General features: G+C 43.4%; 10 protein-coding genes. All 10 read left to right on the forward strand.

The window, feature by feature from the left end:
- Window positions 1-28 precede the first annotated feature (28 nt).
- The 10 genes from FHS10_RS11905 to FHS10_RS11950 all read left to right on the forward strand — a co-directional run bounded on the left by FHS10_RS11905 (window position 29) and on the right by FHS10_RS11950 (window position 12,404).
- Window positions 29-1,909: a hypothetical protein gene (locus FHS10_RS11905; protein ID WP_259090785.1), complete on the forward strand. Its 1,881-nt coding sequence runs from the start codon at window positions 29-31 to the stop codon at window positions 1,907-1,909.
- A 35-nt stretch (window positions 1,910-1,944) separates the two neighbouring features.
- A complete protein-coding gene (locus FHS10_RS11910; RefSeq protein ID WP_259090793.1) occupies window positions 1,945-3,081 on the forward strand; it encodes an HU domain-containing protein in 1,137 nt (378 codons plus the stop codon).
- Window positions 3,078-3,791: a MotA/TolQ/ExbB proton channel family protein gene (locus FHS10_RS11915; protein WP_259090795.1), complete on the forward strand. Its 714-nt coding sequence runs from the start codon at window positions 3,078-3,080 to the stop codon at window positions 3,789-3,791. The genes FHS10_RS11910 and FHS10_RS11915 overlap by 4 nt, the downstream gene beginning before the upstream one ends.
- A complete protein-coding gene (locus tag FHS10_RS11920) occupies window positions 3,788-4,186 on the forward strand; it encodes an ExbD/TolR family protein (protein WP_259090796.1) in 399 nt (132 codons plus the stop codon). The genes FHS10_RS11915 and FHS10_RS11920 overlap by 4 nt, the downstream gene beginning before the upstream one ends.
- A 127-nt stretch (window positions 4,187-4,313) precedes the next feature.
- Window positions 4,314-5,126 (forward strand): energy transducer TonB, encoded by an 813-nt coding sequence (locus tag FHS10_RS11925; RefSeq protein ID WP_259090798.1) that lies wholly within the window; start codon window positions 4,314-4,316, stop codon window positions 5,124-5,126.
- A gap of 161 nt (window positions 5,127-5,287) precedes the next feature.
- Window positions 5,288-6,640: a bifunctional folylpolyglutamate synthase/dihydrofolate synthase gene (locus FHS10_RS11930; RefSeq protein WP_259090800.1), complete on the forward strand. Its 1,353-nt coding sequence runs from the start codon at window positions 5,288-5,290 to the stop codon at window positions 6,638-6,640.
- 683 nt (window positions 6,641-7,323) lie between these two features.
- Window positions 7,324-8,316: an L-glyceraldehyde 3-phosphate reductase gene (gene mgrA, locus FHS10_RS11935; protein WP_259090803.1), complete on the forward strand. Its 993-nt coding sequence runs from the start codon at window positions 7,324-7,326 to the stop codon at window positions 8,314-8,316.
- A gap of 499 nt (window positions 8,317-8,815) precedes the next feature.
- Window positions 8,816-9,787: a Gfo/Idh/MocA family protein gene (locus FHS10_RS11940; RefSeq protein WP_259090804.1), complete on the forward strand. Its 972-nt coding sequence runs from the start codon at window positions 8,816-8,818 to the stop codon at window positions 9,785-9,787.
- A complete protein-coding gene (locus FHS10_RS11945; protein ID WP_259090805.1) occupies window positions 9,788-11,881 on the forward strand; it encodes a M48 family metalloprotease in 2,094 nt (697 codons plus the stop codon). It begins immediately after the preceding gene.
- Window positions 11,882-11,900: 19 nt separating this feature from the next.
- Window positions 11,901-12,404, forward strand: a complete 504-nt coding sequence (locus FHS10_RS11950; RefSeq protein ID WP_259090807.1) for a hypothetical protein — start codon at window positions 11,901-11,903, stop codon at window positions 12,402-12,404.
- Window positions 12,405-12,433 lie beyond the last annotated feature (29 nt).

A 12,433-nucleotide genomic window follows, 5' to 3' on the forward strand; every position in this document is an offset into this window, starting at 1 on the left:
ACGAAGAATAGTAAAAAGAAGACAAGCAATGAACTTAAGATACACCTACACGCTGCTTACCTTAATAATAGCATTATACTTTGTACCTGCACAAGCACAAACAAAGAAACCCGCGAAAAAGGCAACAGTAAAAACAGCTAAAGCAAAAACACCGGCCAAGGCATCTGCAAAAAAAGGACCTGCAAAACCCGCCGGTAAAAAAGCGGTCGCCACCAATAGCTCAAAAAGCCTTGGCGATGCCGCGGCAAAAGTAAATCAGGATACCACCAAAAAAGGTGGCAATGGCAATACACCGCAAAACCAAGGCAGTATATCTGACGAAATTATAGTAACCACGGCCTACAAACCGGTACTGGCCGATGCTGTAAAAATTCGCAGAAACCCCGATCTGGAAGATAAAGTGCCATTTAAAGCGCCGTTAGTTTATACCCCCATAGATAAAAAATTAGACCAGGATTCAGAGATTAAACACCTGGATGCACAAAAAAGACCAGCCGAGCAGGATTCCGTATTATTGAACAACTACGTTAAAGCCGGTGTTGGTAGTTTAAAAACACTGTTTGGCGAAGCCTACTTTGGCAACGGCCGTGACCAGGCCCTGCAGGTTGGTGGCTTCCTGAAGCATTTTTCACAATCGGGCTCATGGGATAAACAAACCCAAAGCAAGGATGAGGTTGGCGTATTCATCAAAAGCATTAATGCCGAAAACACGATTACCGGCCGGGTGGGATACAAACGCCAGGGTGTTTATTTTTACGGTCACCCGGATTCTATCCCCTTAACGTTTACACCGCAAAAACAACACTTTAGTGATATTAACGGCGAAGTTGAGCTGGCCAAAAACTTTAAAGATGTTGAAAACGATTTCACTTACGCGGTTAAATTAAAAGCCTATTCGTTTAGTAACGCTTTCCAGGCTAAAGAAAGTAACATCGTGATTTCCGGCTTTTTAAACCAAACCATTAAACAGTTTTATACCGGTTTAAGTGCTTCGGTTGATTTGAGTAACCCTAAGGATAGCCTTTATAACTTAAACAACAGTATCCTGAGGTTAAACCCTTACATCAAATTCCAGGGACCTAATTATAAAATTGACGCGGGTGTAAACATTGCCAAGGAGTTTGGCGATTTTAACCGTTTTTATATGTTCCCAGCTGCTAAGTTAGAGTACCAGGTGATCTCTAAATATGTAAGGTTATTTGTGGAAGCTAAGGGAGATATCAACCGCTCATCCATCCGCGATTTTGCTTACATCAACCCCTACATCGATAAAAACATCCAGCTTAAAAACTCGGTTGACCAGTTAGATATCAGCGCGGGTTTAAAAGGCACCCTTGCTCCTGGTCTAAGCTTTAAGGCATCGGTTTTCCGCAACAGCGTAAAGGACATGCCATTATTAGTTAGCAACCAAACTGCCGAAGGTTATAAATTTATTGTGATTTACGATAACGGCCGCTCACGTGTTAATGGTTTTAATGGCGAACTTGATTTTAAAGCGACCGACGACGTAAATATTTTTGGCCGTGTTGAGTTTAAGGATTATTCAATGGCTACTGAAAAGGAAGCATGGAACTTGCCTAAGTTTTTGTTAACAGCAGGTACCGCCATACACATCAACAACAAAGTAAGTATAACCGGTTCATTATTGATCCGCGGTAATACTTATGACAGGCCGTTTGGAATTGTACCGGGGCCGCTGGGCACACCTACTCCAAATACAGCATTGCTAACAGCAAACCGTTCAATCAGTTCATTTGCCGATTTAAGCGGAGGAGTTGAATACAAGGTTACGCCACAAATTACCGTATTTGGAAAGGCAAATAACATTTTAAACGCAGGTTATCAAACCTGGATATACTATCCTAACTACGGATTTAATATCTTTGGCGGCGTCGGTTACTCATTTTAAGCTTTGAAGTTTATAAATTACCGTATTTTTAACGAATGGATATAGCCAATTACTTAAGCGAACTGTTAAGTCAGCACGGGCAAATAAGCGTGCCTGGTCTTGGCTATTTTGCGCATGTACGGGTAAACGCCTGGTATAATGATGCGGAACGTAAGTTTTATCCGCCCGGTTACAAAATACAGTTTGAACCGCAAGCTGTTGAAGGCGATGATACCCTAACCCAGTATATTGCCGATAAAAAGAAGATCTCGCTGGCTTCATCCAAATACTTTACCGATAAATATATCTCGGCCCTTAGGCAGGAAGCGTCCTTACAGGAAGTCCCCTTTGCAGATTTAGGGTGGTTTTTTATGGATAAAGGCAAAATCAGCTTTAAATCAAAAGTAAGCAATACTGATAATGCTGAATTTTGGGGTTACGAGCCCATCAACATAAAAAAACTAAATCAAACTGCCGAGCCCGAGGTTGTTGCCAATGATACCCCGCCTGTAGTTTCAACGCCAGTAGTAGTTCCTGTTGAAGTTTCAGAACCGGAAACCTCAACAGAACCATTGCCATTACCACCTCCCATCAGGACCTATACCCCGGCAGCCGAGCAACCCGAAGAATACTTTGAGGACGAACCAGAAGAGCGTCGCGGGTTAAGCATCTGGGCAATTGTGCTCATTGTGATCATTATTTTAGGTTCGGCGCTATTTACTGTTTACAAATTTAAACCCGAGTTACTTCACTTAAATAAAAGCAACGGCCAGGAAATGCAGTTGCCCACCGAAACAAATACGCCCCCGGTAGCTAAACATGATACCGACAGCCTGAAAAAGGCCACGAAACCTATTGACAGCATCAAGGCAATTTCCAGGCCCGATTCGGCGTTAAATAAAACAACAGCGGCGGTTGCGCCACCTGTAGATACCGTAGCTAAACCCGTTTTTGTTATTTTTGCGGGATCGTTTAGAAAATTGCCGCAGGCCGAAATCTTTATCAAAGAACTAAAAGGACGAGGCATTGAAGCAAGAACATTAACCGGTGCGGGAACCGGGCAACGCGTTAAGGTTATAATTGGCAGTTTTGCATCGTCTGCCGATGCTGAAGCCGAAAAAAATAAATTAATTGGTTTGAAGAAAATAGCCACAGATTCATATTCTCAACAACTTCCTAATATTCAGAAATGACTTTATTATTCGTACAACAGGTAACTGATACAGCAAAGCACTTAGTAGATACAGCAAATCACGCAGCCACACAATTAACAGCCCCGGCAGAAGAATTACGCTTCGGCGACCTGATTATTAAAGGTGGCTGGGTAATGATTCCTATAGGTATATTAGCCGTATTAGGTCTTGTTATATTTTTTGAACGCTACTTTACCATCCGCAAAGCTTCTCGCAACGAGTCGAACCTGATGGTACAGGTACGGGCAAGTATCCACTCCGGCAATTTAGAATCGGCCATTGCTATTTGCCGTAACAGCAACACCCCGCTGGGCCGCATGCTGCAAAAAGGTTTATTACGTATCGGTCGCCCAATTAAAGATATTGAAGGCGCCATTGAAAACATTGGCAAGCTTGAAGTATCCAAACTTGAAAAAAACATTGGTATATTAGGTATCGTAGCCGGTATAGCGCCGATGTTTGGTTTCCTGGGTACTATTTTTGGTGTAATCAAGATATTTTATGACATATCAAAAACCGATAACATCAGCATGGGTGTTATATCTGGTGGTTTATATGTAAAAATGGTAACATCCGCCGCCGGTTTATTGGTAGGTATAGTAGCTTATGTTTGCTACCACATTTTAAATATGATGGTTGATAAAGTGATCCTTAAACTGGAGACTGATGCCATTGAATTTATTGACCTGTTAGAGGAGCCAAGCAAATGAATTTAAGAAAAAGACATAAAAGTGCATCGGCCGAGATCCATACATCGGCTATGAACGATATCATGTTCTTCCTGCTTTTGTTTTTCCTGATCGCATCTACAGTAACCAACCCCAACGTGGTGAAGCTGGTATTGCCAAAATCATCAAGCGGGCAGTCGATATCTAAAAAAACCATCAATGTATCTATCACCAAAGATTTAAAGTATACTGTTGATAAAAAGGAAGTACCGGTTGATCAGTTGATGAACCAGCTATCAACCTATAAGTCATTAGCAAGCGAACTTACCATAGTTTTATCTGTTGATAAAACAGTGGCCATACAGGATGTGGTACAGGTATTGGATATAGCACAAAAATTAAACATTAAACTGGTTTTGGCAACGGAACCAAAGTAATAGTAGCAAGTAGTTAGTATCAAGTATCAAGATTTTTTAAGGAGACTTAAAAATCGAAAATACTTACAACCAATACTAACCCATCAAAAGTCTTGATACTTGATACTAAATACTTGATACTGAACAAATGGAATACAGGGAAGAAAATAACTATCCGAAGGCGTTTTTGGCAACAGGCATTATTATGGCTGTACTGATAGCGGCATGTTATTTTATCGTATTTAAAAATCCGCCTAAAGAGCAGGAAGGTACCGGCGGTATATTGGTGAATTACGGTACTGTTGATGAAGGCATGGGTAACGACTATATGAGCACCGAAGAGCCTTCGGTAGCCGAAAAAGCCAATCACGTAAAACCAACTAAAGTTACACCAGCTACCCCTACTGAAGATAAGCCAATGCCCGAAAGCAGTGAAAAAGCTGTAGTTACTCAAAATACAGAGGACGCGCCTGAAGTTGCAGCACCTACCAAAAAGCCGACAACGGCAGTAGCAACCACACAACCAACCAAGGCCGCGCCAAAACCTACCGTAAACCAAAACGCGCTTTACAAAGGCAAAGCCACCACAGGTACCGGCGAAGGCGACGGAACAGGATCAACACCGGGCAACCAGGGTAAACCCAACGGATCGACCCTTACTAATAACTATAACGGTACAGGATCTGGTAACGGCGGTAGCTTAAACCTATCGCAACGTAACTTTGTAAGCAAACCCAGCATTGACGATGGCAATCGCTTTACAGGTAAAATAGTAGTAGAGATCCATGTAGATAAAGCCGGTAACGTAGTTTACGCCAAAGCCACCCGTGGCACCACGATATCTGACTATAGTCTAATCGAAAAATGTGAAAACGCTGTAAAGAACGCCAAGATCAGTTCTTTAGATACCGCGCCCGATACCCAAATTGGTACGGTGGTATTTGTGTTTAAAGTAAATTGATCTTTGGTTCATAGATCATGGTTAATGGTTCATAGCCGTTTTGCGGATTGTGTACCAAATATTACAATAAGATTTAATCAAATCTATTCCTCAATACTACATTTGCATCACAAATGATTCATGGCTCAGGTGTGCTTGCCATGAACTATGATCTATGAACCATGAACTACCAGGAAACCATCCAATACCTATACACCCAACTGCCTATGTTTACCCGGGATGGGGCTTCGGCATATAAGGCTAATCTTGACAATACCATTGAGCTTTGTAAACGCCTGCACAATCCGCAGGATAAGTTTAAAAGTGTGCATGTTGGCGGTACTAACGGAAAAGGATCAACATCGCATATGTTAGCGGCCATTTTGCAAACAGCCGGTTATAAAACGGGCTTGTATACTTCACCTCACCTTAAAGATTTCAGGGAACGCATCCGCATTAACGGGCAAATGATCAGCGAGCAAACGGTGATTGATTTTGTTGCTGCCCACCTTACCGATTTTGATGAAATAGCTCCCTCCTTTTTTGAAATGACCGTTGGCTTGGCTTTTGACATTTTTGCCAAAGAACAGGTCGATATCGCCATCATAGAAGTAGGTTTAGGCGGTCGGTTAGATTCTACAAATATCATCACTCCACTGCTATCCATCGTCACCAATATTGGCTGGGACCATATGAACCTACTGGGCGGTACATTGCCACTCATTGCCGGCGAAAAGGCGGGAATCATTAAACACGGCATCCCGGTAATTATTGGCGAGAATCAATTGGAAACGGCGCAGGTATTTATTGATAAAGCGGCACAAGTGGGTACCAATCTTGTTTTCGCGTCCGAGTTATTTGAGTCCGAAAGTCCGAAAGTCGGAAAGTCCGAAAGTGAAAATGTTGATGGATTATTAGACATAAGCTTAAAACGAAAAACTCCCGCCACTTCCGCGCTTTCGGACTTCCCGACTTCCCGACTTCCCGACTTCCCGACCCAAAACCTACAACTCGACCTAACCGGCTCCTATCAGCTTAAAAATGTAAAAACGGTTTTAACGGCTGTTGAGGAATTACGCAAGCAGGGCTTCAATATCAGCGATGATGATATCAGGAGCGCCCTGGCACAGGTGAAAACGCTAACCGGATTACACGGCCGCTGGGAAACACTGAGTCAACACCCGCTTACCATTTGCGATACCGGTCACAATCCCGATGGCATACAGGAAGTATTAAAAAACATTGAGGCAGTCAATTATACGCACCTGCACATGGTGATAGGCATGGTAAATGATAAAGATATTACGAAAGTACTTGGGATGTTGCCCACGGATGCCACCTATTACTTTTGCAAACCCAATATTCCACGAGGTTTAGATGCTGAAAGCCTAAAGCTGCAAGCCGAAGGCTTTAATTTGCAGGGAGAAGCTTATGCATCTGTAAACGAGGCATTGCTGGCTGCACAAACTAATGCAGGCGAAAGCGACCTCGTTTTTGTGGGGGGAAGTACTTTTGTGGTTGCGGAGGTTGTTTGAATACCCCGCGTCATTGCGAGTATTAAAATCTGCGGACTGTGAAGGTGGAATGACGCAGATAGCATGGCGGCGAAGACTCACCCGCCAGCGCTACGCGCGGCACCCTCCCTCTTCGGCTTCGCCGGAAAGAGGGGTTTGAAGATTTCTTGTACATATATATTACTTGTAATCAATTGATTAACTATTAAAACCCTCTTTCCACCGCAGGTGAAGAGAGGGTGGCGGGCGCAGCCTCGCCGGGTGAGTCTTAGCCAGCGTTCAAAGCCATTGTTTGTGTAAAGTACAAAACGTCATTGCGAGGTACGAAGCAATCCCCGACTATGCATATTCGCCCTGTAAGTTGGGGATTGCTTCATCGTTCCTCCTACCCATAACGTTTTGTAAAAAACGGTCGCTTTTTAAATCCCCTCTTGAGAGGGGGCGCGCTGGAATGAGCGATGGCAGGGGTGTGTCTGGCCCGCGTTCTATCGCACGCACAACACACCCCTCCGCCCCTCTCAAGAGGGGATTCGCGCAAACCCCTGCTTTTGGTACGTTATTCCAACCTTCAAAGTCTCCGGATTTTAAAACTCGCAATGACGACGAAGATTAAACATTCCGTTAATTCTGATTCCCACAAAAAATTCTGATTAAAATTCTATTTTTACGGGCATCAAAAACACTGAATCTTACCTTTTTAACATATGACCTATATACCATCTGCCGATAGATATAAAAAAATGCGATACCGCCGCTGCGGTAATAGCGGCATTAAATTGCCCGAAATTTCTTTGGGTTTATGGCACAACTTCGGTGGTGTTGATGTTACCGAAAATTACCGAAAAATTTTGCACCTGGCTTTTGATAGCGGTATTACACATTTTGACCTGGCCAACAATTACGGGCCGCCGCCTGGTTCGGCCGAAGATAATTTTGGTCGTATTTTAAAAGAAGATTTCCGTGGCTACCGCGATGAGCTGATCATCAGCACCAAAGCCGGCTATACCATGTGGGATGGCCCTTATGGCGACTGGGGTTCAAAAAAATACCTGGTATCCAGCCTTGATCAGAGTTTAAAACGCATGCAGCTGGATTATGTGGATATATTTTACCACCACCGACCCGATCCGGAAACACCGCTGGAGGAAACCATGAACGCACTTGACCTTATTGTTCGCCAGGGAAAGGCTTTGTATGCCGGCATATCCAATTACCCCGCCGATAAGGCAGAGAAAGCCATCAAAATATTAAAGGAATTAGGCACGCCATGCCTTATTCATCAGCCCAAATACTCTATGTTTGAACGTTGGGTTGAAGGTGGTTTGCTGGATGTTTTGGAAAACGAAGGTGTAGGTTGTATCCCCTTTTCGCCATTGGCGCAAGGCATGCTCACCAATAAATACCTGCATGGCATTCCCGAAGATTCAAGGGCGGCCAGGCCTACCGGATTTTTGCAAACCAGCCACCTAACCGCGGCCAGGTTAAGCCAGATTAAAAGCCTTAACGATTTAGCACTGCTACGCGGCCAGTCATTAGCCCAAATGGCGCTGGCCTGGTTGTTAAAAGATAAACGTGTAACATCGGTGCTGATAGGCGCAAGTCGTGCCGAGCAACTGGCAGATTCATTGAAAGCGCTGGACAATATTGTTTTCTCTGCCGATGAACTGGCACAGATAGAAGTGATATTAGCCCCCTAACCCCCTGAAGGGGGAATTTACAGGGTTTGATTAACCGGATTAAGAGCCTGTTTAGAAATAAATAAAAAGATCGCCATTGCGAGTTTTAAAATCCGGCGGACTCAGAAAGTGGAAATGACGTAGATTGCATGTCGCAGAAGACTCACCCGGCGAGGCTATGCCCGCCACCCTCTCTTCGGCTTCGCCGGAAAGAGGGGTTTGAACAGTGGATATTTTATACAGATAAAAGGTATTAAATTTTCAAGCCCCTCTTTCCACCGCAGGTGAAGAGAGGGTGGCCAGCGAAGCGTAGCCGGGTGAGTCTTCTGCGCCCGGTTTACGTTATGCTTTCCTTCAGTGTCCGCGGATTTTAAAACTCAATGACGGGTGTATATGTGCTTATGCAAGGGTATAAAAATATTTTTGAAAGAAATTTAAACAGGATTAAAAAAATTAACAATAAAATCTCTTAAAAGTCTCCCCTTCAGGGGAGATTTAGAGGGGCAAATGGGCTTGCTTTATGATAAAATGGGGAATTATCGGTTGCGGCAATGTAACGGAAGTTAAAAGCGGACCGGCATTTAAAAAAGTGGCAGATAGCGATCTTGTGGCCGTAATGCGGCGCGACGCGGCCAAAGCCGAAGATTATGCGCGGCGCCACCAGGTAAACAAATGGTACAGCGATGCCAATGAAATGATGAGCGATGCCGGCATTAATGCCGTTTATATTGCCACGCCCCCGTCATCGCACCTCGACTATGCTTTAAACGCGCTTGAAAAAGGCTTTAATGTATATGTAGAAAAACCGGTAACCCGCAATGCCGCCGAGGCGCGCGCAATGGCCAATGCGGTAAAACAAAGCAATGCCAAACTTACCGTTGCACATTACCGCCGCGCAGTACCCATGTTTTTGAAGGTTAAAGAACTGTTGGATAAACAAACTGTTGGCGATGTACGTACCGTACAGATCAGGATGTGGCAAAGCCGCAAACCAATGCTGATAGCAGATACCGCAACTAACTGGCGTGTACAGCCTGAATTTTCGGGAGGGGGTTATTTTCATGACCTTGCCCCGCACCAGTTAGACCTGATGCTTTATTTTTTTGGAGAGCCCGAAAGGTATCATGGGTTCTCATTAAATCAATCGGCGGCTACCCCTGCCGATGATCATGTTTGCGGCGAGATCCTGTTTAAAAACAAGGTGGTTGTTAACGGCTCCTGGTGCTTCAACGTAGCCGAAAGCCTTACTACCGATACCTGCGAGATCATAGGTACCAAAGGTAAGCTCACCTTCCCGTTTTTTGGCAATTATGTAAGCTGGAAAACCGATACTGAAGAGGAAACCATCACCTTTCAGCATCCGCAGCACATTCAGCAACCAATGATTGAAAAGATTGTGACTTACTTCAAAAATGAAGGACCAAACCCCTGCTCTATTGAGGAGGCAGTGGTATTAATGGATATTATCGACGCATTTACCATCCCAAAATAGATGAACAATACCGCCTTTTCATTCCCCCCGATGCCTGCCGGGGCCGATAAAAAGATCATCAGGCCTTCAAAATCATTTAACAAACAGGTTTACAGATCTATAGGCGCTATTTTTCTTTTTTTGATCACCTACTTGGTATTGCTGGTAGCGGCTGTGGCTATTGCCATTGCTTTTGTTTACCTGGGCATTGGCATTGTATCGGGCTTATCCTCATTTATGGGGTTGATTGCCGGGGCCGCATTTATTGGCGCTGCATTTATACTGGTTTTCTTTGTGATCAAATTTCTTTTTAAAAGTAATCCTACCGATCACTCGGATATGATGGAAGTTACCGAAGAAGAACAACCTCACCTTTTTAACTTTATCCGGCAGCTAACTACCGAATCAGGTGCCCCCTTCCCCAAAAAGATCTTTATATCTGCCGATGTAAACGCGGGCGTATTTTATGATTCCAGCTTTTGGAGCATGTTTTTTCCTGTTAAAAAGAACCTCAAAATTGGCTTAGGTTTGGTTAACTCGGTTAATATATCGGAGTTTAAGGCAGTGATGGCGCATGAGTTTGGTCATTTTTCGCAGCGAAGCATGAAGTTTGGCAGTTATGTTTATAACCTTAACAGGGTTATTTATAACATGCTTTATGATAATGAAGGGTACGGCAAACTCATCAACGGCTTTGCCCGTATCCACAACATATTCAGGGCTATTGCCTGGATTAATATCAAGATTATTGAGGGGATGCAGTTTATCCTCAGAAAAATTTACGTGATCGTCAATAAAACTTACCTGGCCCTATCACGCGAAATGGAGTTTCATGCCGATGCCACGGCAGCTTATGTAAGCGGCTCAAACCAAATGATCTCCTCGTTAAAACGGATCGAAATTGGGCAGCTTTGTTATTCCGGTTTGCTCAATTACTGGAACCGTAAGTTTGGTGATAACCAACGGTCTGGTAATTTTTATCCGCAGCAACTGGAAATGATCAGGCATTTTGCAAATCAGCATAATATCCAGGTTGATGATACCTGTTTGCCCATTATTACCGATGAATTGCAGGTGAACAGCACCAGCCAGATCATCATTAACGATCAATGGTCATCGCACCCGTCAAACGAAGATCGTGAAGCGGCTTTAAAAATCATCAACCTTGATGCACCCACGGTTACCCAACCGGCCTGGTTGTTATTTAGCAATGCCGGTGAGCTGCAAACACAGTTAACCAATGATGTTTACTCAACTGCAAAACTAAACCCCGATTTTTCCGTTATTAATCTTGACGATTTTAAGGCCGATTTTTACAAAGCGGTTAACGAAAACTCTTTTAACGGGCTTTACAAAGGCTATTATGACGAGCGCACAATAACCTCGTTTGATATAGATGAGGCGATAACAGAGTCGAAAAATGTGAAGCCTGTTTTTGATGAATTATTTACCGATGCGAATTGCGGCCTGCCCAAAATGATTGAAAGGATGCAGCAGGATATGGCCATTTTGGATACTTTGATTAGTACCCGGAAAGACGTAAAAACATTTGATTATAAAGGCAATAAATACAAAACAGCCGAAGCCGGCTTCATTAGGGGATTGATAGACCAGGAACGGCATGAGGCAGTGAAACAGCAGGAAACTTTGGATAGAAACATATTTATATATTTTTATAACGCTTGTAAAACTGAGCAGGAAAGCGAAATGCTTATTGCTAAATACCGCAAACTGCTGCATTATCAAGCTGATGCCAACCAGGATTATGAACTGTACAATAAAACCATGTCGGTTTTTAGCAACGTTTATAACACCATGACGGTTGAAAACATTAACCGCACAGTTAACCAGGTTTATCGGTATGAACGTGAGCTAAAGCCGAGAATTGAAGCGGTTATTGCCGATGAGGAAACCCGTAGCTATATGATTGATGAGGAGTTTCAAGCACTTGATAAATACCTGTTGTCGAAATGGATCTATTACTACGAGCCTAAATACGATAACGCGGCTATAGGCATTTTCAATGCCGGTGTTAGCGCCTATATATCTGCTGTATCCAAACGTAACTTTGAAATAAAGAAAGACCTCCTGAACTACCAGGCCGGTTTACAATAATTAACCCTTTAAAAACAATATGAAACAACTACTTATACTAATACTTGCAACAATGGCTTTTAGCTTTACCGCCAAAGCGCAAAAATACGATGTACCGATGCATTACGTTTTACAAACCGATGCTGATTTTGAAATGTACGAACCACAGGTTATCAGCACTGCCGATTGGCTACAGCAAACCGGCTGGAAAGATAAACGCGAAAAAAGGCAGGCAGCCCGCTTATTCATATTAGCCTGGGTGCAGGGTTCACACAATGTTAAGGTAGTGGTTAATAAATCGGTAGATGTTCTTTGTGATCAAAATCCCGAGTTGATGTTTACCTATACATCGCAATTTGCAAAATTTGCCTTGCAGCATAAAACTGATTTTGACAGGAACACAGCCAATCTGGTTGCCTTAAGGGCCATGATAGCCAAATACAACGTGGAACCAACCCACCAAACCGACCCTGATGTTGAAAAGATAATAGAGATTAACAAGGAAGGTAATTTGGCAAGCTGGATTGCAACCGATTTTAAGTAGATTTAAAACAGATGATGATAACAAAGCCA

Origin of the sequence: Mucilaginibacter dorajii, assembly GCF_024808255.1 — a bacterium.
In the GTDB taxonomy this organism is placed as follows: domain Bacteria; phylum Bacteroidota; class Bacteroidia; order Sphingobacteriales; family Sphingobacteriaceae; genus Mucilaginibacter; species Mucilaginibacter dorajii.